This window comes from Pseudomonas reinekei, from assembly GCF_001945365.1.
GTDB classification, from domain to species: domain Bacteria; phylum Pseudomonadota; class Gammaproteobacteria; order Pseudomonadales; family Pseudomonadaceae; genus Aquipseudomonas; species Aquipseudomonas reinekei.
This window is the reverse complement of record NZ_MSTQ01000004.1, coordinates 317,542-341,658: the sequence shown is the minus strand read 5'-3', so window position 1 is coordinate 341,658 and position 24,117 is coordinate 317,542. Positions and strand designations below refer to the sequence as shown.

General features: G+C 58.8%; 23 protein-coding genes. 15 read left to right on the top strand and 8 right to left on the bottom strand.

Annotated elements, in window-relative coordinates:
* Positions 1–9 precede the first annotated feature (9 nt).
* Positions 10–576: a CsiV family protein gene (locus BVK86_RS08485; RefSeq protein ID WP_075945992.1), complete on the bottom strand. Its 567-nt coding sequence runs from the start codon at positions 574–576 to the stop codon at positions 10–12.
* Between the two features lie 10 nt (positions 577–586).
* Positions 587–4,036, bottom strand: coding sequence for a transcription-repair coupling factor (gene mfd, locus BVK86_RS08480; RefSeq protein ID WP_075945991.1), 3,450 nt, complete (start codon positions 4,034–4,036; stop codon positions 587–589).
* Between the two features lie 363 nt (positions 4,037–4,399).
* Between mfd and BVK86_RS08475 the strand changes: the two genes are divergently transcribed.
* The 7 genes from BVK86_RS08475 (at position 4,400) to sthA (ending at position 11,686) form a co-directional block, all read left to right on the top strand.
* A complete protein-coding gene (locus BVK86_RS08475) occupies positions 4,400–5,863 on the top strand; it encodes a glyceraldehyde-3-phosphate dehydrogenase (protein ID WP_075945990.1) in 1,464 nt (487 codons plus the stop codon).
* A gap of 217 nt (positions 5,864–6,080) precedes the next feature.
* Positions 6,081–6,566, top strand: coding sequence for a PAAR domain-containing protein (locus tag BVK86_RS08470; protein WP_083659310.1), 486 nt, complete (start codon positions 6,081–6,083; stop codon positions 6,564–6,566).
* Between the two features lie 115 nt (positions 6,567–6,681).
* On the top strand, positions 6,682–7,794 hold the full coding sequence (locus BVK86_RS08465; protein WP_075945989.1) for a polymorphic toxin type 44 domain-containing protein: 1,113 nt from the start codon (positions 6,682–6,684) through the stop codon (positions 7,792–7,794).
* A complete protein-coding gene (locus BVK86_RS08460; RefSeq protein WP_231977909.1) occupies positions 7,775–8,218 on the top strand; it encodes a hypothetical protein in 444 nt (147 codons plus the stop codon). The genes BVK86_RS08465 and BVK86_RS08460 overlap by 20 nt, the downstream gene beginning before the upstream one ends.
* A 123-nt stretch (positions 8,219–8,341) precedes the next feature.
* The gene (locus BVK86_RS08455; RefSeq protein WP_408003003.1) at positions 8,342–8,716 is read left to right on the top strand and encodes a hypothetical protein; all 375 of its coding nucleotides are present in this window, start codon (positions 8,342–8,344) and stop codon (positions 8,714–8,716) included.
* Positions 8,717–9,097: 381 nt separating this feature from the next.
* On the top strand, positions 9,098–10,084 hold the full coding sequence (locus tag BVK86_RS08450; RefSeq protein ID WP_231978002.1) for an FAD:protein FMN transferase: 987 nt from the start codon (positions 9,098–9,100) through the stop codon (positions 10,082–10,084).
* 207 nt (positions 10,085–10,291) lie between these two features.
* A complete protein-coding gene (gene sthA, locus BVK86_RS08445) occupies positions 10,292–11,686 on the top strand; it encodes a Si-specific NAD(P)(+) transhydrogenase (RefSeq protein ID WP_075945986.1) in 1,395 nt (464 codons plus the stop codon).
* Between the two features lie 42 nt (positions 11,687–11,728).
* On the opposite strand, the gene BVK86_RS08440 is transcribed toward sthA, so the two are convergent.
* Both BVK86_RS08440 and BVK86_RS08435 read right to left on the bottom strand, forming a co-directional pair.
* On the bottom strand, positions 11,729–12,451 hold the full coding sequence (locus BVK86_RS08440; RefSeq protein ID WP_075945985.1) for a glycerophosphodiester phosphodiesterase: 723 nt from the start codon (positions 12,449–12,451) through the stop codon (positions 11,729–11,731).
* Between the two features lie 14 nt (positions 12,452–12,465).
* Positions 12,466–13,047: a PilZ domain-containing protein gene (locus BVK86_RS08435; protein ID WP_075945984.1), complete on the bottom strand. Its 582-nt coding sequence runs from the start codon at positions 13,045–13,047 to the stop codon at positions 12,466–12,468.
* Positions 13,048–13,141: 94 nt separating this feature from the next.
* On the opposite strand from BVK86_RS08435, the gene BVK86_RS08430 reads away from it, so the two are divergent.
* From BVK86_RS08430 to BVK86_RS08420, 3 genes are all read left to right on the top strand, one after another.
* A complete protein-coding gene (locus tag BVK86_RS08430) occupies positions 13,142–14,392 on the top strand; it encodes a lipoprotein-releasing ABC transporter permease subunit (protein ID WP_075945983.1) in 1,251 nt (416 codons plus the stop codon).
* A gap of 7 nt (positions 14,393–14,399) precedes the next feature.
* A complete protein-coding gene (lolD, locus tag BVK86_RS08425) occupies positions 14,400–15,083 on the top strand; it encodes a lipoprotein-releasing ABC transporter ATP-binding protein LolD (RefSeq protein ID WP_167371501.1) in 684 nt (227 codons plus the stop codon).
* 63 nt (positions 15,084–15,146) lie between these two features.
* Positions 15,147–16,391: a lipoprotein-releasing ABC transporter permease subunit gene (locus BVK86_RS08420; RefSeq protein WP_075945981.1), complete on the top strand. Its 1,245-nt coding sequence runs from the start codon at positions 15,147–15,149 to the stop codon at positions 16,389–16,391.
* 51 nt (positions 16,392–16,442) lie between these two features.
* On the opposite strand, the gene BVK86_RS08415 is transcribed toward BVK86_RS08420, so the two are convergent.
* A complete protein-coding gene (locus BVK86_RS08415; protein WP_075945980.1) occupies positions 16,443–17,792 on the bottom strand; it encodes a heavy metal sensor histidine kinase in 1,350 nt (449 codons plus the stop codon).
* On the bottom strand, positions 17,792–18,472 hold the full coding sequence (locus tag BVK86_RS08410; protein ID WP_075945979.1) for a heavy metal response regulator transcription factor: 681 nt from the start codon (positions 18,470–18,472) through the stop codon (positions 17,792–17,794). Before BVK86_RS08410 ends, BVK86_RS08415 begins: the two co-directional genes overlap by 1 nt.
* Positions 18,473–18,628: 156 nt before the next feature.
* On the opposite strand from BVK86_RS08410, the gene copI reads away from it, so the two are divergent.
* Both copI and queF read left to right on the top strand, forming a co-directional pair.
* On the top strand, positions 18,629–19,177 hold the full coding sequence (copI, locus tag BVK86_RS08405; RefSeq protein WP_075945978.1) for a copper-resistant cuproprotein CopI: 549 nt from the start codon (positions 18,629–18,631) through the stop codon (positions 19,175–19,177).
* 61 nt (positions 19,178–19,238) lie between these two features.
* Entirely contained in the window at positions 19,239–20,069 is an 831-nt protein-coding gene (gene queF, locus BVK86_RS08400) for an NADPH-dependent 7-cyano-7-deazaguanine reductase QueF (protein WP_075945977.1), read from the top strand.
* 39 nt (positions 20,070–20,108) lie between these two features.
* Here the strand turns inward: queF and BVK86_RS08395 are convergent, their stop codons facing one another.
* Both BVK86_RS08395 and pcrP read right to left on the bottom strand, forming a co-directional pair.
* Complete coding sequence (locus BVK86_RS08395; protein ID WP_075945976.1) at positions 20,109–20,372, bottom strand: DUF4404 family protein; 264 nt, start codon at positions 20,370–20,372, stop codon at positions 20,109–20,111.
* A gap of 124 nt (positions 20,373–20,496) precedes the next feature.
* A complete protein-coding gene (pcrP, locus tag BVK86_RS08390; RefSeq protein WP_075945975.1) occupies positions 20,497–21,117 on the bottom strand; it encodes an HAD superfamily inactivated hydrolase PcrP in 621 nt (206 codons plus the stop codon).
* 198 nt (positions 21,118–21,315) lie between these two features.
* Between pcrP and BVK86_RS08385 the strand changes: the two genes are divergently transcribed.
* The 3 genes from BVK86_RS08385 to rssC all read left to right on the top strand — a co-directional run bounded on the left by BVK86_RS08385 (position 21,316) and on the right by rssC (position 23,999).
* On the top strand, positions 21,316–22,005 hold the full coding sequence (locus tag BVK86_RS08385; RefSeq protein WP_075945974.1) for an MlaA family lipoprotein: 690 nt from the start codon (positions 21,316–21,318) through the stop codon (positions 22,003–22,005).
* Positions 22,006–22,335: 330 nt separating this feature from the next.
* Positions 22,336–23,520 (top strand): two-component system response regulator RssB, encoded by a 1,185-nt coding sequence (gene rssB / locus BVK86_RS08380; protein ID WP_075945973.1) that lies wholly within the window; start codon positions 22,336–22,338, stop codon positions 23,518–23,520.
* On the top strand, positions 23,517–23,999 hold the full coding sequence (gene rssC / locus BVK86_RS08375; RefSeq protein WP_056857042.1) for an anti-sigma factor antagonist RssC: 483 nt from the start codon (positions 23,517–23,519) through the stop codon (positions 23,997–23,999). Before rssB ends, rssC begins: the two co-directional genes overlap by 4 nt.
* Positions 24,000–24,117 lie beyond the last annotated feature (118 nt).

Genomic DNA, 24,117 nt, shown 5'->3' with positions numbered 1-24,117 from the left:
GGACTTCAATCAGTCAGGGACGACTTCAGGGGCTTCCCGGGGAGCGGGCGCCGTCAATGAAGTGATCTTGATCAGCAAGCCGAGGTGGCCGGCGTCGAGGAAGTTCAGTTGGCCGTTTTTGGTATGGCTTTCCTGTTTCAGGCGTTCGCTGGCGGTCACCAGGCCGTCTGCGTTGAACTGGTTGACCCAGAAGTCGGCGCCAACATCGGTGAAGCGCCCGAGTTTCAGGTCGAGGGTGCCTTCGATCGGGAATTGACCGAACTGCTCCTTGCCATCACTGATCGCCACTTTGACCGGGGATTCGCCAAGCATCTGCTGCCATGCCTTGTGCATCAGGACGCTGTAGTCGTTGCTGGCGGTGAGTTTTTCCACTTCTGGGTTGAGGCTTGGCGTGCGAAAACTCTCAGGATCGATGCGCTTGGCGCCAGCGTCCCAGTCTTCCGGTGCGGCACGGCTGACAATCGCCGGCACGGCGTTTTGACGGACCAGAATCATTTCGACCTGATACAGGTCATCGGCAAACGCCGTAGGTGCGACCAAAGTCATCAGCAAGGTCAGTGAGCGAAACAGGCGCATGCGGCGTCCTTCAAGCAGTTTTCGGAGTGAGGCGCTCGAACAGCGCCTCTACAGTATTAAAGCGCTCTTCCGGGCGCTCCATCGGGACCTGGAACTTAAACATCGTGGCCCCTTCGAATTTGTAGCGTTTTGGCTGGCTCTGGATCAGTTTGATCAGGGTCAACGGGTCCACCGGAGTTTGCGCCGCGAACTCGATGCGCCCACCTTGCGGGCCGCCATCGACTTTCTTGATGCCCAGCAATTCAGCCTGCAATTTCAGGGCGGTGATGCGCATCAGGTTCTTGGTCGGCTCCGGCAGCAGGCCAAAGCGGTCGATCATCTCCACCTGCAAATCCTTGAGGCCTTCCTCATCGGTGGCCGAGGCAATGCGCTTGTAGAGAATCAGGCGGGCGTGAACGTCCGGCAGATAGTCTTCGGGAATCAATGCCGGTACGCGCAAGTTGACTTCCGGACCACCGCCCAGCGGTTGATCGAGGTTCGGCTGCTCGCCCTTGCGGATCGACTTCACCGCGCGCTCGAGCATTTCCATGTACAGCGTGAAGCCGACCGCCTGGATTTGCCCGCTCTGGCCATCGCCGAGCAATTCCCCGGCGCCACGGATCTCCAGGTCGTTGGTGGCCAGCACGAAGCCCGCGCCGAGATCCTGGGTGTTGGCAATCGCTTCCAGGCGCTTTTCCGCGTCCGTGGTGATTTGCTGGCGCGGCGGCGTCAACAGGTAGGCGTACGCCTGGTGGTGGCTGCGCCCGACCCGGCCGCGCAACTGGTGCAACTGCGCCAGGCCGAATTTGTCGGCACGCTCGATGATGATGGTGTTGGCGCTCGGCACGTCGATGCCGGTCTCGATGATGGTCGAAGCAATCAGTACGTTGAAGCGCTTGTGGTAGAAGTCGCTCATCACCTGTTCGAGTTCGCGTTCGCGCATCTGCCCGTGACCGATGCCGATCCGTGCTTCCGGTACCAGTTCGGCGAGGTCGGCGGCGCACTTCTCGATGGTCTTCACGTCGTTGTGCAGGTAATAAACCTGGCCGCCACGCAGCAGTTCACGCAGCAGGGCTTCTTTGACCGTGCTCTTGTTCTGCTCCATGACAAACGTGCGAACCGACAGGCGTCGGGCCGGTGGCGTGGCGATGATCGACAAGTCGCGCATGCCCGACACCGCCATGTTCAGCGTGCGCGGAATCGGCGTAGCGGTCAGGGTCAGGATATCGACTTCACTGCGCAGGGCTTTGAGCTGTTCTTTCTGGCGCACGCCGAAACGGTGTTCCTCGTCGATGATCACCAGGCCGAGGTTTTTGATCTTCACGTCGTCCTGCAGCAGCTTGTGCGTGCCGATGACGATATCGATCTTGCCTTCGGCCAAATCCGCCACGGCTGCGTTGACTTCTTTGGTCGATTTGAAGCGGCTCATCACTTCCACGGTCACTGGCCAGTCGGCAAAGCGGTCGCGGAAGCTGTTGTAGTGTTGTTGGGCGAGCAGGGTGGTCGGCACCAGGATCGCCACTTGCTTGCCGCCATGCACGGCGATAAACGCGGCGCGCATCGCCACTTCGGTCTTGCCGAAGCCCACGTCACCGCACACCAGTCGGTCCATCGGTTTGGGCGCCAGCATGTCTTCGCGCACGGCTTCGATGGTGGTTTGCTGATCGGGGGTTTCTTCGAACGGGAAACCGGCGCTGAAGGTGGCGTAGTCGGCTTTCGGGTCAGCAAAGGCATAGCCTTCGCGGGCGGCGCGGCGGGCGTAGATGTCGAGCAACTCGGCCGCCACATCGCGCACCTGCTCGGCAGCCTTGCGCTTGGCTTTCTGCCAGGTTTCGGAGCCGAGGCGATGTAGCGGGGCCAGTGCGTCGTCGCTGCCGGTGTAACGGGCGATCAAGTGCAGGTTGGCCACCGGGACGTAAAGCTTGGCGCCCTCGGCGTATTCCAGGGCGAGGAATTCGGCGGTCTGGCTGTCGATTTCCAGGGTCGCGAGACCGAGGTAGCGACCGACACCGTGGTCGATATGCACCACCGGCGCACCTTCGCGCAGCTCGGTGAGGTTCTTGATGACGGCGTCGTTGTTGGCGTCGGCGCGTTTTTCGCGGCGACGGCGTTGCATCACGCGCTGACCGAACAGCGGGCTTTCGGCCACCAGCGCCAAGGCTGGGTCGTCCAGCAACAAGCCTTCATCCAGCGGCGCGATGGTGATCGCCAGGCGTTCTTTGCCGGCGACAAAGTCCGGCCAGCTATCGACGGTCTTTGGTCGCAGCTTCAAGCGTTCCAGCAGTTCCAGCAACACTTCGCGACGGCCCGCAGATTCGGCGGTGAACAGCACGCGACCGGGGAACTCGTCGAGGAATCCTGCCAGTGCCGCCAATGGCTGGGTGGCCTTGGCTTCGATCGCCAGGTTCGGCAACTCGCGAGCGGGGAAGCGCTCGCGGCCCGCGCCGCTTTCTACATCCTGTTGACTGGCCACCACGCGCGGCCAGTTTTTCAGGCGCGCGAAGCAGTCTTCGACCGGCAGGAACAGCTCGGCGGGCGGTAATAAAGGACGGGACGGATCGACGCGGCGCTCTTCATAGCGATTGCGGACGTCATTCCAGAAGTTTTCTGCCGCTTGTTCGATGCCTGGCAGGGAGAACACTTGTGTGTCCTGGGGCAGGTAATCGAACAGGGTAGAAGTTTCTTCGAAGAACAATGGCAGGTAGTACTCGATACCGGCGGGGGTGATTCCGCTGCTCAAGTCCTGAAAGATCGGACAGCGACGGAAGTCGACATCGAAGCGTTCGCGAAAGCGTGCCTTGAAGCGCGTGACGGCTTCTTTTTGCAGCGGGAATTCCTTGGCCGGCAGCAGCTTGACCGATTCGACCTTGTCGATGGAGCGCTGGTTCTCCGGGTCGAAGGTGCGCAGGGTTTCGATTTCGTCGTCGAACAGGTCGATGCGATACGGCAGTTTGCTGCCCATCGGGAACAAGTCGATCAGCGAGCCGCGCACGGTGAATTCACCGTGTTCGTACACGGTATCGACATAACGATAACCGGTGGCTTCCAGCCGGGTGCGCATTTGCTCGACGTCGAGCTTTTGCCCGACATCCAGCACCAGGCTGCTGCCCAGCAGGAATTTAGTCGGCGCCAGGCGGTGCAGGGCCGTGGTGATCGGCACGACCAGCACGCCATGGCTCAGTTCCGGCAGCCGGTACAGGCTGGCGATGCGCTGGGAGATGATGTCCTGATGCGGCGAGAACAGGTCGTAGGGCAGGGTTTCCCAGTCAGGGAAATGCAGCACAGGCAAATCCGGGGCGAAGAAACCCAGCTCCTGTTCCAGCCGTTCGGCACTTTGGCTGTCGGCTGTGAGCAGCAGGGTAAAGCGCTTGGCAGCGCTGGCAGCCTCGGCGATGGCCAGGCTCAGGGCGGCACCGGGCAGGTTGCCCCAGTGCTGTTTACCTGCCGCGGCAGGGAGAAGCGGTAGACGCAGAACGGGCACGGAAGGTTGAGCTCCAAGCGTTGCGACAAAGTCGGTAATTGTAGCGGTCCGGAGTGCCGCCTGTCAGTTGCAGACTGTGTCTATTACGCAGGTTTGACGAAATGTAGTGGTAAAGACAAAAAACCGCGGTTTTTTACCGGAAAAAACCAATTATGTAGTGGTAAAACGAAGAGGTGTTACGGAGGGTTACGGACAAGGTAGCGATACCTCCAAAAAATTGACTCTTCTGAAAGCCCCGTATTTACTGGGCTTTAGCGCCGTGCAATTTTTTTGAACGGGAAAATGTTACTGATCGCACGACAGGCGCGCATTGCTACACGCGTCACTCGGCGGCATAATGTAGCCCCTTTTTTCTGCCCCTACATGTGGAAGGTTCCCGTGACTCAGAAGCCCGACCAGTGTCTTGGTGAATGGATCGACCGTGAAGCACTCGCAGAAGCGATGATTCCGCTTATCGGTCAGCTCTACCGCAATAACAACGTGGTGAGCTCGATCTATGGCCGCAGCCTGATCAATCGTTCAGTCATTGCGATTCTCAAAGCTCACCGCTTTGCTCGTCACCGTCAGTCCGACGACAGCGAGCTGTCCGTCCACGAAACATTCCCGCTGCTCAAAGCAATGAGCGAGCTCAAGCTCGGCGCCGCTTCGGTCGACCTGGGCAAGCTGGCGGCCAAATTCAAGGCCGAAGGCAATGGCCGTACTGCCGAGCAGTTCGTCCGTGAAGAACTGGCTGACGTGGTAGGTCAACAGAACGCTTCCGCCCGCAAGGGCACCGACGTTGTCCTGTACGGCTTCGGTCGTATCGGCCGTCTGCTGGCGCGCATCCTGATCGAGAAAACCGGTGGTGGCGATGGCCTGCGTCTGCGCGCCATCGTGGTCCGCAAGGGTGCCGAGAACGATCTGGTCAAACGTGCCAGCCTGCTGCGCCGTGATTCGGTTCATGGTCCGTTCGACGGCACCATCACCATCGACGAAGCCAACAACACCATCACCGCCAACGGCAACCTGATCCAGGTTATCTACGCCAAGAGCCCGGCCGAAGTCGACTACACCCAGTACGGCATCGAAAACGCTCTGATCGTCGACAACACTGGTGTATGGCGTGACGCCGACGGCCTGGGCCAACACCTTGCCTGCCCTGGCGCTGCCCGCGTAATCCTTACCGCACCTGGCAAAGGCGCGCTGAAGAACATCGTGCACGGCATCAACCACAGCGAAATCACCCCTGACGACAAGATCATCTCGGCCGCTTCCTGCACCACCAACGCCATCGTGCCGGTGCTGAAAGCCGTGAATGACAAGTACGGCATCGTCAACGGCCACGTCGAAACCGTTCACTCGTTCACCAACGACCAAAACCTGATCGACAACTTCCACAAAGGCAGCCGTCGTGGCCGCGCCGCGCCGCTGAACATGGTCATCACCGAGACCGGTGCTGCCACCGCAGCCGCCAAGGCGCTGCCAGTGCTCAAGGGCAAGCTGACCGGTAACGCGATTCGCGTGCCTACGCCGAACGTGTCGATGGCTATCCTGAACCTGAACCTGGAAAAAGCCACGACTCGCGAAGAGATCAACGAGTACCTGCGCCAGATGGCCATGCACTCGGATCTGCACAAGCAGATCGACTATGTCAGCTCCCAGGAAGTGGTTTCCACCGACTTCGTTGGCTCGCGCCACGCAGGCGTTGTGGACGCTGAAGCGACCATCACCCAAGACAACCGCGTTGTTCTGTACGTTTGGTACGACAACGAATTCGGTTACAGCTGCCAGGTGGTTCGCGTGATGGAAGACATGGCCGGTGTAAACCCGCCAGCATTCCCGCGCTAAGCCTTTAGCTGCACATGAAAACGCCCCGGCCTTGGTCGGGGCGTTTTTGTTTGTGCGCTCCGCGATAAATACGTTTTAGAAACAATCCTGTAGGAAAAGGATAGTTTCTATTGGCGAAACTTCTGAATCATTCCTTTGACCCTGCCGTGAGGGTCGCGACGCTGTTAGCGACCTCCGCATCATTTCTGAACACCCTTCCTAGGATATGGATTTTGAAATGAATGCACCCTTGCAGCCTTTGTATACCAACTCTGTTTCCCCAGAGTATCTGCGCAGTCTGGACAATCCACACTTCACTGAGCAGCAAATTGCGCAATTCCATGAGCACGCCCAATTGGTTGTGCGTCAACAGCAGGCTTACATCGACGCTCATCCTGCTATCGCCATCTTCCGGTGCGCAACCGAGGGCAGCCACACCCGTAACGGCGGCGTGGTCCAGCAAGGGACAGGGCCGCTGGAATTCAAGTTGGAAAATGGACGGTCGGTGCGCGTAGCGCGAAAAGGCGACTACGTCCTGTATGCCGATGGCAGTACGGCGCAAATCATCACGGGTGCAGGGCAAGACAACAATGATGTGGCGCTGGTCGGCAGCATGCTCAGCAATGGCGACGAAATCATCAATACACCGCAAGGCGGCTACGTGTTTATTGCGCGCGAAGGTGAGTCGATGGGCGAGGATTTTTTGCCATCGGTCGCGGACTGAGCGGCGAAGCCTGGCGCTGTCCAAAGCTGTCTCAGTGCTGCGTTGCTTAAATGCTCACGCAGCTGATGGTCGAAAACTTTCTGGACTCGGCCGGAAGTAATGGAGAAGAAAATCAATGAAAGAAGGACATTTCATCGGTCTGAATGACCGAACCACCTGTGGTGGCAAAGTTCTGGATGGCGACACCCGGATCATGATGTATGGCGTTGCCCACGCCTGCGATGGTGATCGAGTCACGTGTGGAAAAGACGGGAAGACGTATCGGGTCGTCGGTGGTATTTCGCACATGATCAGTCATGGAAAGCTCATGGCTGGTACGCTGGACAGTTACAGCAACTGCCCCTGTAAAGCTCGGCTGATCTCCTCCGTAATGACGGCCACGTATCAAAGCAACGCAAGCCCTGCACAGGCGGCCGCGAGGGTCGCGGGATCATCGGCGGCTCCGGCTGAAAACAGCTTTACAGTCAAGCCTCAGGTGGTTGATCTGAAGCTGGCAGATAAAATCTCTGCACCACCCGGCGACCTTGGTGGAAGCGAAGCCTGTAACCATCCAGACCAGATGGAAGAGCTTGCCAGCTACATTGCAGGTGAGATGAACAGGAACATCAAGCATCCGTCTGTGTTGAAAATGAAAGAGCTGATGAGCTACGACAGCAGCGCGCAAGCCAGGAAGTTTCGGGCGTTACCCTGGCACGCCAGACTGGCTGGACCACCAAATTTCAACGGAATTGCATGGACGAAAAAGCTTGAGGCGATGGCGATTTGGACGAAGCAGGTGGGTCAGAATAGGGAGTGGGATCACAAGCCGAAGCTTCGGGAGCTGTTTCCTGGTGTACGACACAAGCAAGGGAAGTATCTCTACTACTACGACATTTGGTCGAACATCCACTACGGTTATGTCGGAATCATAGGGGGACTTTCAGAAAGCTTACTGCTAGACGGAGCAGGGGCCGAGCAAATCGCCTCAGATACCCTGCGCAAAGCCGAAGAGATAAGAACAACGCCCAAAGAAGATAGAGAGCTCCTTGGCCCTCGTCCTACAGCTAGCCCTTGGACTGAATTGCGATCATGGGATGATGTAGCTGATAGAGTGTCGATAAGCATCGGTATAAAGCTCGCCAATCAGCACCCTGAAGGCGGGATATCAGCGCAGATGATCATGAATAAGGTGTTGGCAGTTCCACCAGAGAACTGGGGAGATGGAGTCCGTGTCCACGTCTGTAAATAACCCCCGATCTCGTTACTTACGGTGGCTATGGATTCCGTTTTTACCACTGCTGCTGCCACTGCTGGTACTGCAGTTGATGGCCCTCTGGAATATTTATGTTCTACCCAGTGCAACCGTCAATTATTCCAGGGATGCCGAGCACGGATTGCGGTACACCTGGAACGTTCAAGATCGGATATACAGGGGGCGGATGTCCCCAGGAGGTGCCACCAGCGACCACGGATATCTATTTCCGGATGCCGAATTTTTCATGGAGTTTTCTTGGGCTGCCGAGAATGGGCGTTGGCACTGCATCAGCATCAGACCGAAGTGGCCCAACATGCATATTTTTCTCGACGCCGAAGGCAACATTGATATGGGCAAAGGGAGTGGTGCAGATGTGGATAGGCTGAAAGAGTGTCAATGGGATTTGGCGAAACCATAACATGCACCAAATTTAGTAGGCAGTCTTGGCTTGGTTAATGAAATGTTTGCCAATAGATCCGCCACTGAAGGAAAAGAGTTCGTGGACGCATTGGCCAGTAAACCCCTAAAACGGTACTCGCGGTTGTTATGGATCCCAGTTGCTTTTCTGCTCATCACCCAATGGGATATTGGGTTACCTACTGTGACTATCCATTACTCCAAAGATGCTAAAGAAGAACTTAAATACATCTGGAACGTACAGCACCGAATATTCAAAGGGCGGATGCAGCCTGGGGGCGGTACACGTGATTATGGCTTTCTGTTTCCAGATGAGAGATTTTTCATGGAGATTTCTTGGTGGGACGATGGAGTGCTACGACATTGCGTCAACGTAACCCCTAAGTGGCCTAATACGCATATTTATCTCGATGCCAACGGCGATATTGATCGCAGCGAAGGCAGTGGCACGGATTCGGATCGACTAAAACAATGCGTCACCGATACCGCAACTCCATGAAAAGACCTCGTTTGCAGCCATTGCTGTTCGGTCAAGAACTTTGTAGGCGCGAGCTTGCTCCGCGCGGCGTTCCGACGATGGAGCCAAGAGTGCTGCGTTTAATCAGCAAACATGCGTTATCGTTGACGACCATCGCGAGCGAGCTCGCTCCCACAGGGTTATCAGGTGTACGCAGCATCTGCGGGTATCCAAAAAACATTGTGGGAGCGAGCTTGCTCGCGATGAGGCCCGCCCATTCAACATCGGTGTCGCCTGACAGGCCGCCATCGCGGGCAAGCCCGCTCCCACAGTTCTATCGCATAATGGCTGGCCCTGGCGGTGTGTCAGGGGGTGTATCGGGGAGCTCGGGAATTGTTGATCAGGTGGCAGGGGGTGGCATTTTTGCTGCTCGGCGCACTATCAGGCTGCGGCAACGGCGACACTCTGGAAAGCTTCGGCGGCCCGACCATGGGCAGCACTTATTCGATCAAGTATGTGCGCCATGCCGGCCTTCCGGCGCCGGACGAGGTCCGCTTCCAGGTCGAGCAGATCCTCGCTGACATGGACCGGCAAATGTCGACCTACCGCAGCGACTCGGACATCGAGCGCTTCAATGCATTGCCGGCCAACAACTGTCAGGCAATGCCGGCGTCGATCCTCGAATTGGTCCGCGTGGGCGAGCAGCTGTCGGTGCAAAGCGATGGTTCCTACGATTTGACGGTGGAGCCGTTGCTCAATCTCTGGGGATTTGGTCCGCAGGCGCGTGGGGAAACAGTCCCGACCGCCGAGGCACTCGCCGACGCCCGCAAACGGGTCGGTCATCAACACTTGCGTATCGAGGGTGATCGGCTGTGCAAGAACGTCGCCGTCGAGGTTGACTTCAACAGCATCGCTGCTGGTTATGCGGTGGACACGATTGCCACAAGGCTCGAGGCGATGGGCATCCGGGGCTACCTCGTCGAGGCCACGGGCGAACTCAAGGCGTCCGGGAAGAAGCCCGACGGCTCATCGTGGCGCATCGCCCTGGAAGAACCGCGTGACGATCAAAAAGTGGCCGAACGCATCATTGCTGTCGACGGTTTTGGGTTGTCCACCTCCGGCGACTACCGCAATTATTTCGAACAGGGTGGCAAGCGTTATTCCCACGCCTTCGATGCCCGCACCGGTGCGCCGGTCTCGCACACCCTGGCCTCGGTCACCGTGATTCATCCTTCAGCGTTAATGGCCGATGGCTTATCGACGCTGTTGCTGATTCTCGGTCCGGAGCGCGGTTGGGACTACGCGGAAAAACACGACATCGGCGCGTTTTTTGTCATTCGTGCCGATACAGGTTTCGTCACACGTACCAGTCACGCTTTTGAACGCCTCAGCGCTGGAAAAACTGAATGAGTGCGGCGATTCAAGCATTGAAAAGTGGCGTTGTAGTGCAGGCAAAACTAGCCTACGACGCGACCAAGGGTTAATGTGCGCGGCGTTGACGCTTCTATAGACTGTGTCCGGGTTCTGCACTGGCCCCAAATTGTTCCTTCATGCCACAGATTGGCGTGATTTAGCCGCAGGTGCCGATGGCGCCGCGGCCTGTTCTGAGGAGTACGCATGGCTGTCTACAACTACGACGTGGTGGTGTTGGGTTCCGGCCCGGCGGGAGAAGGCGCGGCAATGAACGCCGCCAAGGCAGGGCGCAAGGTCGCGATGGTCGACAGCCGTCGCCAGGTCGGCGGCAACTGCACTCACTTGGGCACCATCCCGTCCAAGGCACTGCGTCACTCGGTCCGGCAGATCATGCAGTTCAACACCAACCCGATGTTCCGGGCCATTGGTGAGCCGCGCTGGTTCTCGTTCCCGGACGTGCTGAAAAGCGCTGAAAAAGTGATCTCCAAGCAAGTTGCGTCGCGCACCGGCTACTACGCCCGTAACCGCGTCGACGTGTTCTTCGGTACCGGCAGCTTCGCCGACGAGCAAACCATCGAAGTGGTCTGCGCCAATGGCGTGGTCGAGAAACTGGTGGCCAAGCACATCATCATCGCCACCGGCTCGCGTCCGTATCGCCCGGCGGACATCGATTTCCACCACCCGCGCATCTACGATAGCGACACCATCCTCAGCCTCGGCCACACGCCGCGCAAACTCATCGTTTACGGCGCTGGCGTGATCGGTTGCGAATACGCATCGATCTTCAGTGGTCTGGGGGTATTGGTCGAGCTGGTGGACAACCGTGGTCAGTTGCTGAGCTTCCTCGACTCGGAAATTTCCCAGGCGTTGAGCTACCACTTCAGCAACAACAACATCACCGTGCGCCACAACGAAGATTACGAGCGCGTCGAAGGCGTGGACAACGGCGTGATCCTGCACCTCAAGTCCGGCAAGAAGATCAAGGCCGACGCCTTGCTCTGGTGCAACGGCCGTACCGGCAATACCGATCAGTTGGGCCTGGAAAACATTGGCGTGAAGGTCAACGGTCGCGGCCAGATCGAAGTCGACGAAAACTACCGCACCGGCATCCAGAACATCTATGGCGCCGGTGACGTGATTGGCTGGCCAAGCCTGGCCAGTGCCGCTCACGACCAGGGTCGTTCCGCCGCTGGCAGCATCGTCGACAACGGCAGCTGGCGCTTCGTCAATGACGTCCCGACCGGCATCTACACCATTCCGGAGATCAGCTCGATCGGCAAGAACGAGCAGGAGCTGACCCAGGCCAAGGTGCCGTACGAAGTGGGCAAGGCGTTCTTCAAGAGCATGGCGCGTGCGCAGATCGCCGGCGAGCCGCAAGGCATGCTGAAGATTCTGTTCCACCGTGAGACTCTCGAAGTGCTGGGCGTGCACTGCTTCGGTTATCAGGCGTCCGAGATCGTGCACATCGGCCAGGCAATCATGAACCAGCCGGGCGAATTGAACACCTTGAAGTACTTCGTCAACACCACGTTCAACTACCCGACCATGGCTGAAGCCTACCGGGTAGCGGCGTACGACGGCCTCAACCGGCTTTTTTGAGCGGCTCCGGCCGGTGGCCTGAGCCGGCCGGGGAGACCGATTTCAGCAATTCTCGAGTGTGGCAGTGGCCAAACCGGGAAAGTCTGTAATCAGGCTGTCAACGCCGAAGTCGGCGAGTCTGCGCATCAGCGCGGGCTCGTTGACTGTCCATACCGACACATGCAGCCCCTGACGCTGCGCCTTCTGCAGGCGTTCCGGCGTACACAGGGTCCAGTTCAGCGCCAGAATTTCACAGCCATAGCTTTGCGCGACCTTCAGCGGGTCGAGCCAGGCGTACTCGGCCACCAATCCACGGGAAACGTCCGGCACCAGGTCCAGCGCGGCCTTCAGCACTTCCCGCGAGCTCGAGGTGATTGTCACCTTGTCGAGCAAGCCATGACGTTGCGCCATTTCGCGAATCGCCAGCACGGTGGTTGCCGCGCGAGTGCGTGAGGCGCTCTTGACTTCCAGTTGCCAGTGATCGAAATCGCATTGTTCGAACAGCGACTCCAGGGTTGGAATCGGGCATGGCTTGATCCAGCCGGGGCCGCCCTTGCGCGCGTCGTAAGTCACCAGATCGGCGGCCGTGTGCTCGACGACCTTGCCGCGCCGGTCGGTGGTGCGCTTGAGCGTCGGGTCGTGGATGACCATCAGTTCGCCGTCCTTGGACAGGTGCAGGTCCAGTTCGCAGCGACGCACGCCGTGCTTGAGACATTCCTGAAAACTGGTCAGGGTATTTTCCGGTGCTTCGCCCTTGGCGCCGCGGTGGCCATAGATGAGGGTCACGGTTCTTCCTTAAATTAATTGCCTGATTCGATTTGTTCGCGGGCCAGACGTCGTTCCTGGGCCTGCTTCTGCAAGATGTGGCGGGCCAACAGTTGCCGCTGGGCGTCGGTCAGGTGTTCGAACTCAGTGCCGACGTCATAACCATCACCCTTGCGGTCGCAGTGGGTGACGCGAGCGCGCAGCAGCAACCCCAAGGCCTGCGGCATCAGCACCAGCTTGACCGACAGGCGAGAGCCGGCGGCGATAGGGTTGGGGTGCTGAAAGTCGATGCCACCCTCGGAGATGATCACTGGCTGCGGCTCGCCAATTTGCCCGAGTACCGTCAGGGCGATGACCTGGCTCAGCAAGTCGATGCGCTTGTTCTGGGCTTTCAGGAATGCAGCGATATTGCGGTCGCGCTCATTGATCTGGCGCAACAGGTGCTGCGACTCGAATTCGCTCAGGTGCAATTCGCTGAGCAGGTTGAAGAGCGGGGAAGCATCCTGCAACACTTCCTGGCCTGTGGCTTCGGTAGCGGACAGGGGCCGAATTTCCAGTGCGATCGTGTCCTCGATACGGTAGTATTCGCGGCGATCTTCTTCATCTAATGTCGACATGGCGAACCCATGGTAGCGGCGGTGGTCTGAGTGTAAAGCTGGTTATCGACCCCCGCCACAAGGACGTTCCTTTTCCCTCCGAACAAGCCCCGACATGTTCAGACCTCTCTTCGTATTTATCGGCACGCGTTACACCCGTGCAAAGCGTCGCAATCATTTTGTGTCATTCATTTCCCTGACTTCGATGATCGGGCTCGCCCTTGGCGTGGTCGTGATGATCGTCGTGCTGTCGGTCATGAACGGCTTCGATCATGAGATGCGTACCCGCGTGCTGGGCATGGTGCCCCACGCGACCATCGAATCCGGTGAAGCCATCAGCGATTGGCAAAGCCTGGCCGCCAAGGTCAAGCAGAACCCGCAGGTGACGGCCGTGGCGCCGTTCACGCAAATGCAGGGTTTGCTGACCAATAACGGCAAAGTCTCGAAAGTCCTGCTCAATGCCATCGACCCGGCGCTGGAGCGCCAGGTATCGATCATTGATCACTTCATGCAGCAGGGCAAACTCGACGATCTGGTGCCGGGCGAGTTCGGCATCGTCATCGGCGACAAGGCCGCGGCAAAGCTCGGTGCGGCGATTGGCGACAAACTGACGTTCGTGGCACCTGAAGTCACCGTGACCCCGGCCGGGATGTTCCCGCGCATGAAGCGCTTTACCGTAGTGGGCATCTTCCACGTCGGCGCGGGCGAGCTCGATGGCTACCTCGGTATCACCAACCTTCAGGACCTGGCGCGTCTGCATCGCTGGAAACCGGATCAGGTCCAGGGCCTGCGCCTGAAGTTCGATGACCTGTTCCAGGCACCGCGTACCGCGTGGAATATCGCCCGGGACCTCGGCGAAGATCATTTCTATGCCCGCGACTGGACGCGTACCCACGGCAACCTGTATCAGGCGATCCGCATGGAAAAAGCCATGATCGGCCTGCTGTTGCTGCTGATTGTTGCCGTCGCCGCCTTCAACATCATTTCCACGCTGGTGATGGTGGTGAACGACAAGAAAGGCGATATCGCGATCCTGCGCACACTGGGCGCCACGCCGGGCACGATCATGCGCACGTTCATGGTGCAAGGCACGGTCATCGGTGTGGTGGGTACCGCCATCGGCGCGGTGGTCGGGATCTTCGCCGCGTTGAACGTCAGTGCCGCGATCTCGGCCCTCGAAGGCTTGATCGGGCACAAGTTCCTCAATGCCGACGTGTATTTCATCGATTACCTGCCGTCGCAAGTGCAGAGCCAGGATGTTGTGATGGTCTGCTCTGCGGCGTTGGTCCTGAGTTTCCTCGCCACCCTGTATCCAGCCTGGCGTGCCGCGCGCACCCAGCCTGCGGAGGCGCTACGTTATGAGTGAGTCGGGCATGAGTGATAAAGCAATCTTGAGCTGCCGCAACCTGGGCAAATCCTACGAGGAAGGCCCGGAGTCGGTGCAAGTGTTGGCCGGCCTGCAACTGGAGTTGCACCCGGGTGAGCGCGTGGCGATTGTCGGTACCTCGGGTTCGGGCAAGAGTACCTTGCTCAACTTGCTGGGTGGCCTCGATACGCCGACCAAGGGCAGCGTCTGGCTCGACGGCGAAGAACTCTCGGCACTCAGCGAAAAGAAACGCGGTCTGCTGCGAAATCGGTCGCTGGGTTTCGTCTACCAGTTTCACCATTTGCTGCCGGAATTCACCGCACTGGAAAACGTCTGCATGCCGCTGCTGATCGGCAAGACTGCGATTCCTGAAGCGCGCCAGCGTGCCACGGCGTTGCTGGAGCGGGTAGGGCTCGGCCATCGCCTTGAGCACAAGCCGGCCGAGTTGTCCGGCGGCGAACGTCAGCGTGTGGCCATCGCCCGCGCCCTGGTGAACAAGCCGGGTCTGGTGATGCTCGACGAGCCCACCGGCAACCTCGATTCCCACACCGCCCAGGGCATTCAGGATTTGATGCTGGAACTCAGCACCTCGATGCGCACGGCGTTCCTGGTGGTGACCCACGACATGAACCTCGCCCGCCAGATGGACCGCGTCCTGCACTTGCAGGAAGGTCGCCTGACGGCTATCTGACGGATTGAAACCCGATGCCTGAAAAGGCCTCGGGTCTTTTATTTTTATACGGTGCCCCAGCGAATGTTCAGACCGTTATCGATCTTTATCGGCACGCGCTATACCCGCGCCAAGCGCCGCAATCGCTTCGTTTCATTCATCTCGATGACTTCGATGATCGGCCTCGCCCTGGGTGTGCTGGCGATGATCGTGGTGCTGTCGGTGATGAACGGCTTCCAGCGCGAAATGAGCTCGCGCATCCTCGGCATGGTGCCGCACGCGACCATCGTCGGTGTCAACCCGATCGACGATTGGCAGCCCGTTGCGGCAGCCGCGATGAAAAACCCGGAAGTCACGGCAGCGGTGCCGTTCACCGAGATGGAAGGCATGCTGTCCTATAAGGGCACGATGCAGCCGATCCAGGTCAGCGGCGTTGATCCGGCGCTGGAAGGTCAGGTGTCGATCGTCGCCAAGCACATTGTCCAGGGGCGTCTCGATGCCCTGAAGCCGGGTGAGTTTGGCGTGGTGATCGGCGAGATCACGGCGCGCCGCTTCCGCCTGAACGTCGGTGACAAGATCACCCTGATCGTGCCGGAAGTCAGCACCGCGCCGGGCGGGATTACCCCGCGCATGCAGCGCTTGAACGTGGTCGGTGTGTTCAAGGTCGGCGCCGAGCTGGATGGCTCGATGGCGCTGATTCACGTTGCCGATGCCGCGCAGATGCAGCACTGGGAGCCGAATCAGGTCCAAAGCGTGCGCCTGGCGGTGAAAGATTTGTACGCTGCGCCAAAGGTATCGAGTGACATCGCCACCGGGCTCGGCGCCGCGTACAAGGCGGATGACTGGACCCACACCCAGGGCAGCCTGTTCAGCGCGATGAAAATGGAAAAAACCATGATCGGCCTGTTGTTGCTGATGATCGTTGCCGTGGCGGCGTTCAACATCATCGCCACTCTGATCATGGTGGTGAACGACAAGGGCGCGGACATCGCTATCCTGCGAACCATCGGCGCCACGCCACGGCAGATCATGGCGATCTTCATGGTGCAGGGCACGGTCATCGGTATCGTCGGTACCTTGATTGGCGGGGTGCTCGGCGTCATTGCCGCGTTGAACGTCAGCGAGATGGTCGGCTGGGTGGAGCGGGTCACCGGCCAGCACATCTTCAGTTCCGACGTGTATTTCGTCAGCAACTTGCCGTCTGAGTTGCAGGGTGCGGATGTGGCGTTGATTTGCTCGGCGGGGTTTGTCTTGAGCTTCCTGGCCACAATTTACCCGGCGTGGCGGGCGGCGAAGATCGAGCCGGCTCATGCGCTCAGATATTCATAGCCTTTAGCCGTTATCGCTGGCTTGCCAGCGATGAGGCCGGCAGGTCCGGCCTCAATCTCCTTTTGGCAACTCAATCACAAACCGGGTCCACCCATCAGCCGATTCGCAATGAATCTGCCCACCGTGGGCGCGGACAATCGACTGGGTGATTGCCAGACCCAACCCCGCATGCTCGCTGCTCCCTTCATGGCGCGACGGATCGGCGCGGTAGAAGCGATCGAACAGGCGCGGCAGCAACTCTGCGCAAACCCCGGCACCACTGTTTTCAACCGTCAGGCTCAAGTCTTTGGGCTGATCGACGATCTTCACCCGCACATCGCCCTGTACCGGAGTAAAGCGCAACGCATTGTCCAGTAAATTGGAAAGCGCCCGCCGCAACATGCTCCGGTCACCGTTTATGCGCGCGCTTCCTTCGCGGCTCAGCGTCATTTGAGCGTCCTCGGCCAGCGGTGCAAAGAACTCCAGCAACACATCCGCCTCTTCTGCAAGATCCAGTGATTCGCGTTTGGGCATTAATAACCCGTGGTCTGCCTTGGCCAAATACAGCATGTCGTTGACCAGTTGCGCCATCCATTGCAGTTCTTCGAGGTTGCTGTGCAGTGCTTCGCGATAGTCCTCGATGGGGCGCGGGCGGGTGAGGGTGACCTGGGTGTGGGTCAGCAGGTTCGACAGCGGTGTGCGCAGTTCATGGGCGATGTCAGCGGAGAACGCCGACAGCCGCTGAAAAGAGTCGTCAAGGCGTCCGAGCATGGCGTTGAAGTTGTGGGCCATTTCCGCGAGTTCCGGCGGCATGTCGTCCTCGGGCAGGCGTGCGTTGAGTGATTGCGCCGATACACCGCTGGCGACCGCACTCATGCGCCGCAACGGCCGCAGTCCGCTGCGCGCCGCCCAGGCGCCGAGCAGGGCAGTGGCCAGGGCCGACAAACCGACCGTCAGCCAGATCAAGTGCTGCATGCGTTGTAGAAAGTGCTGGTGGTGGGTGATATCCAGCAGCAAGGTCAATTGCGGGGAGTCAGGCTTGTCGGTAAACAGCGGCGCATTCAGGACGCGGTAGTCAGTGCCATCGTGGTTGAGGGTCGACAGGCCTGGCTGGCGTGGCAGTTCGTCGGGCAGTTGCGTCGAGCTGTCATACCAGCGTTTGCCATCGCTGCCAGTGATCCGTAATGACAGATCCGCCTGCCGACTCAATTCCTCGGCGAGTCTGACCTGGCTGTCGCTCGATTGAAGATCGTGCAGTGCCCGCCGCAGACCAATCAACTTGCCATCCAGCAGTTGCTGATCAAGTTCGATGAAATGCGCCTCGCTGGCGCTACTGAACAACACTCCGGCGAACAATGAAACGACCGCGGTGCAGGCGGCAAACAGCAGCGCCAGGCGACTGCTCAAGGACAGTCGGCGCATCAGGCGCAGCGCTCTTCTAGCACGTAACCCATGCCGCGCACGGTGTGGATCAGTTTGTTGGGGAACTCATCGTCGATCTTCAGGCGCAATCGGCGGATCGCGACCTCGATGACATTGGTGTCACTGTCGAAATTCATGTCCCAGACCTGGGAGGCGATCAGCGATTTGGGCAGGATTTCACCCTGACGACGCAGCAGCATTTCCAGCAGGGCGAATTCCTTGGCGGTCAAATCGATGCGCTGGCCGTTGCGTTCCACCCTGCGGCGAATCAGGTCCAAGCGCAGATCAGCCAGTTGCAGGCTGGTTTCTTGAGGCGAGGTGCTGCCCCGGCGCAACAGGCTGCGCACCCGCGCCAACAGTTCGGAGAACGCGAATGGCTTGACCAGATAGTCATCGGCGCCCAGTTCCAGGCCATGCACCCGGTCTTCCACCGCGTCCCGTGCCGTCAGGAACAGGACTGGCGTATCAAGGCCCGCACTGCGCACCGCTTGCAGAATCTGCCAGCCATCGCGACCCGGCAGCATTACGTCGAGAATCAACAGCGCGTAGTCACCGCTCAAGGCCAACTGCTGGCCGGTGTTGCCGTCGGCCACCAGTTCGGTGGTAAATCCGGCTTCGGCCAGGCCCTGGCGCAAGTAGTGGCCGGTTTTCGGTTGGTCTTCGACAATCAGCAGTTTCATGGGGGGGCTCGGGTCAAATGGAACGAAAGCTTTATACCGCGGGCGCCGACGGTGCGGTCCAACCTGACAAAGTTGTAATCTGACTGTCAGGTTGCGGGCAGTGATTGCAGTTTAGAGTCTTCCACAGGCTGAACCTTATTTTGTTGGAGTACGACTATGTTTATGCGCAAAACCCTGGTGGCAGTCGCGTGCCTGTTGGCGCTGACGTCGCCGGCATGGGCTGCCCCCGCGCACACCTACGATTTTGGCCAACCGGCGCCGGCGGTCAAGGCAACTCGCAGTATTGAAGTAGTGATGGGTGATATGTCGTTCAACCCGGGGACCATCGAGATCAAGGCGGGCGAGACCGTGCGTTTCGTGCTGGTGAATAAAGGTCAGTTGCTGCACGAATTCAACCTCGGTGACGCATCGATGCATGCCAGACACCAGCAGGAAATGTTGCAGATGCAGCAGAGCGGCATGCTCACGCCTACTGGTATGAAGGAAATGGACCACGGTGCAATGGCCGGTATGGATCACGGTTCAATGGGGCACCATATGAAGGGCGGCATGAAGCACGACGACCCCAACAGCGTGTTGGTTGAGCCGGGCAAAACGGCGGAACTGACCTGGTCCTTCACCCAGGCGACCACTCTCGAATTTGCCTGCAACATCCCGGGTCACTATCAGGCCGGCATGGTCGGCAAATTGACTGTCAGTCAGTAAGCACTCAAAGGCGGGAGCAAAGGCTGATAGAATCCGCTGATTCTTCAGTCAGGTTTCCGTCATGCATCCCGCAGCCGAACACTCGCCGCTGGGCAAATCCAGCGAATACATCGCCACTTACACGCCGTCCTTGCTGTTCCCGATTCCGCGTACCGCGAAGTGGGCAGAATTGGGCCTGATGGCTGAAAGCCTTCCGTATAAAGGCGTCGACTTCTGGAACTGCTTCGAGCTGTCGTGGCTGCTGCCTTCGGGCAAGCCGGTGGTGGCGATCGGCGAGTTCAGCATCCCGGCGGACTCGCCGAATATCATTGAGTCGAAGTCCTTCAAGCTGTACCTCAACTCGTTGAACCAGACCCCGTTTGCCGACACCGCGAGCCTGGAAGCGACGCTGGTCAACGACCTGTCGGCCGCTGCCGGCAAGCCGGTCGGCGTACGGGTTCGCAGCCTGAAAGATGTCGAAGCCGAAGGCGTCGTGGCGCTGCCCGGTGTGTGCATCGATGACTTGGATATCCGTGTCAGCAACTACGAGCATCCGCGTCCGGAACTGCTGCGTTGTGACGACTCGCGCATTGTCGAGGAAAGCGTGCACAGCCATTTGCTCAAGTCCAACTGCCCGGTGACCAGTCAGCCTGACTGGGGCAGCGTCGTGGTGGAGTACCGTGGCGCGGCACTGGATCACGCGAGTTTGCTGGAGTACATCGTCAGCTTCCGCCAGCACTCGGACTTCCATGAGCAGTGCGTGGAGCGGATTTTCCTGGATCTGCAGCGGTTGTTGAAACCGGAAAAACTGACGGTCTATGCGCGTTATGTGCGCCGTGGCGGGTTGGATATCAACCCGTATCGCAGTACCGAAGCCGTGCAGTTGCCGAACCGTCGTCTGGTTCGTCAATGAAGATCTGATGCGGGAGCGAGCCTGCTCGCTCCCGCAGGCTCAGATTCCCATGCTGTGCAGGGCCGTACCAATTCGGCGCAGGGCGTCGGAGAGGGTCGGGTGCTCAAGTTCGAAGCGTTCGACGGCAAGGTTGACGTTATCGGCGAGGTTGACGTCCTTGGTTTTGTTTTCGAGATCAAGTTCCAGCTCGATCTGCTGCATCAACACGTGCAGTTCTTCGCGCTCGGGTTCGGACAGCGGAGGATTCTTATCCAATTGCTCGCGCAGGGCATTGAGCTGTTCTTGCAGTTCGCGGGCAGGCATGGCGTTGTTCCTTCTCTCAATTGGCACTGGCATAGACCGCAGCGAAACGCCAAAGGTCTATGGCTTACCTCAAGATTAATCCACTCCCGCGTAATCTGCATGCTTCATAGGTGTTGCGCGGCGTTCAGGGCTTTTCGCCTTTGAGTCGACGCAGGCTGATATCGGCCAGGCAGGTGTCGAGTTCGCCGAGGTGGTCGATCACCGAATGCACACCCAGGCCAAAGAGTTGCAAGGTTGCCTTGCCGCGCTTGATGTCGCGTTCCTGCGCAGACAAGGCTTGCCATTGCGCAGGCGACAAGCCGCAAAGCGAGCCGCACGACGCGAGCCCGATCGTCCATAGACCGGCATTGAGCCCCGATTGCAGCAGACGCGGTTCGCCGCTGACCAGTACGCAACCATCCAGTCGCTCGACGTTTAGCGCCATCAAGGCTTGCCAACACGCGTGGGGTGCCGGCCAAGGATTGTTTGTTGCAGAGTGTTGCGAGGATTTCACCCACTCCGGCAGGGCGATCGCCAGGGACTGGCTGAGGGCAGGGGGCAGTTCATCGAGCCAGGCGCAAGGTATCTGTTGCTGCTGCAAGCTGTGCAGGCTGTCGAGGGCGCCGGGCGTGGCCTCGGTGTGCTCGGCCGAATGACCGCCGTTCAGACGCGTGTGAGCGCCGAAATCCACCAGGCAACCACTGAGGCCGAACAGCACGGCAGTCAGGTTTGGCGCAGTTTGAGGCTTGGTTTCGGCGTGCGGCATGTCAACGTCCCTGAAATAGCCTCGAGGCTAGCGGGCCGCGATGACAGTTGAGTGACACGGATGTGAACCGATCACAAACAGCCAAATCCCGAATCCGCCCTTGGGGGCATGCTGCCTAAAGCGACCTTTCCGTCTTATACTAGCGGTCTTTGCGCCAGGCTCAGCGCCCGGCAACGGAACAATCCAAGGAGTTTTTATATGCGCTGGAGCAATCAACTCGCTCAGCTTTGTGTGTGTGCCAGCGCGTTGCTGGTTCCGTTCGTTGCCCAGGCAGCGTCGGAAGACGACCCTTGGGAAAGCATCAACCGTCCAATCTACAAATTCAACGACGTGCTCGACACCTATGCCCTGAAGCCTTTGGCCCAGGGCTATCAGTTCGTGACGCCACAGTTCCTTGAAGACGGCATCCATAACATGTTCCGCAACGTCGGCGATGTCACCAACCTCGCCAACGATATCCTGCAGGCCAAGCCTGCGGCGGCCGGTGTCGATACCGCGCGTTTGATCTTCAACACCACCTTCGGCCTGCTCGGTTTCTTCGACGTCGGTACCAAGATGGGCCTGCAACGCAACGACGAAGACTTCGGCCAGACCCTCGGTTACTGGGGTGTCGGCAGTGGTCCGTACGTCATGCTGCCGCTGCTGGGGCCAAGCACCCTGCGTGATGCGCCTTCGAAATTCGTCGACGGTTACACCGGTCCGTACCGCTACATCAACGATGTGCCGGTGCGTAACTCGATCTTCGCCCTGAACATTGTCGATACCCGTGCCAATCTGTTGTCCTCCGAGAAGCTGATCACGGGTGACAAATACACCTTCATCCGTAATGCGTACCTGCAGAACCGTGAATTCAAGGTGAAAGACGGCCAGGTTGAAGACGATTTTTGATCTATCCCGGTCATTGAAGAAGGCGGCCATCGAGCCGCCTTCTTCCTTTTTGGATGCCTGCGGTCCTTCCATTGTGTTTCGGTTTTGGCCGTTCTTATAACTCTCGGTGATTTGACACAGATGGATGTCAAGCGACCATCGGCGTGAGCTTGAAACGCCTCGCGGATGGGAGTACCGTCTGCGCCTTAGAAGGGCACCTCTGGTGTACATGCGTGTAGGGCAAATGCTCGAAAACAGTGCGACAGAGAGGCTAGAAAGCGAATCCAGTAGTGTGAGCCGGGCCAAAATCCGAGCCGCTACGCCAACCTAATTCTGGCGCCGTTTGCCCACATGCCAAAAACCAGTGCCACGCTGCTGATAATCGATGATGACGAAGTAGTGCGCGAGAGCCTCGCCGCCTATTTGGAAGACAGTGGTTTCAGCGTCTTGCAGGCCAGCAATGGTCAGCAGGGTCTTCAGGTATTCGAGCAAGACAAGCCCGATCTGGTCATCTGCGATCTGCGCATGCCGCAGATGGGCGGACTCGAACTCATTCGTCAGGTGACCGAACTTTCCCCGCAAACGCCGGTGATCGTGGTGTCCGGTGCCGGCGTGATGAATGACGCGGTCGAGGCATTGCGCCTGGGCGCGGCGGATTACCTGATCAAGCCTCTCGAAGATCTGGCGGTGCTCGAGCACTCGGTGCGTCGGGCCCTGGATCGAGCGCGTCTGCTGCTGGAGAACCAGCGTTACCGCGAGAAGCTGGAGAAGGCCAACCGCGAGCTCGCCGCCAGCCTGAACCTGCTCCAGGAAGACCAGAACGCCGGTCGCCAGGTGCAGATGAACATGTTGCCGGTCAGCCCCTGGACCATCGACGAGTTCAGGTTTGCCCACCAGATCATCCCGTCGCTGTACCTGTCGGGTGATTTCGTCGACTACTTCCGGGTCGACGAGCGCCGGGTTGCGTTCTACCTGGCGGATGTTTCCGGTCATGGTGCCTCTTCAGCGTTCGTTACCGTGCTGTTGAAATTCATGACCACGCGCTTGTTGTTCGAATCCAAGCGCAGCGGCACATTGCCGGAATTCAAGCCTTCAGAAGTCCTTGGTCATATCAACCGGGGCCTGATCAGTTGTAAGCTGGGTAAACACGTCACAATGGTCGGTGGAGTCATCGACGAGGAGACAGGTTTGTTGACCTATAGCATCGGCGGTCATTTGCCGTTGCCAGTGTTGTACACACCCGACAGTGTTCGTTATCTGGAAGGGCGTGGTTTGCCGGTTGGCCTCTTCAATGAAGCCACTTATGAAGACCACGTGCTGGAGCTGCCGCCGACATTCAGCCTGACGCTGATGTCTGATGGCATTCTGGACCTTTTGCCAGAACCCACACTCAAAGAAAAAGAAGCTGCGTTGCCCCAACGGGTCAAGGCAGCGGGCGGCAGCCTGGATGGTCTGCGGCAGGTTTTTGGATTGGCCACGCTAGGGGAGATGCCGGATGATATCGCCCTGTTGGTGTTGAGCAGGAATCTTCAATGAGTACCGGTAGAATCCAGTTCGCCGAGCAGGACGGCACCTTTGTCCTGAAGTTCGTCGGTGAAGTTCGCCTGACCCTGTGTTCGGCGTTGGATGCGACTATTGATCGGATCTTCACCGCGTTGAACTTCAACGCCATCGTGATCGACCTGACCGAAACCCGCAGCATCGACAGCACCACCCTTGGCCTTCTGGCCAAGCTGTCGATCCTTTCGCGGCAAAAGGTCGGCCTGCTGCCGACCGTCGTCACCACCCATGAAGACATTACCCGTCTTCTGCAGTCCATGGGCTTCGAGCAGGTGTTCAACATCGTTGACAAGCCTGTGCCGTGCCCGGAGTGCCTGGACGACCTGCCAGACCAGGATCAGTCCGAAGAAGTGGTGCGAATCAAAGTGCTCGAAGCGCACAAGATCCTCATGGGCCTGAACGATTCCAATCGTGAAGCGTTCCATGACCTGGTGAATGCGCTGGAGCGGCACTAAGCACACCGCTAGCCTGTGGCGAGGGAGCAAGCTCCCTCGCCACACATCATCATTTGCCACAAAGCCGCAAAAAAAGGGCGAACCCGACAGGGTTCGCCCTTTTTGCATCACGGTAGCT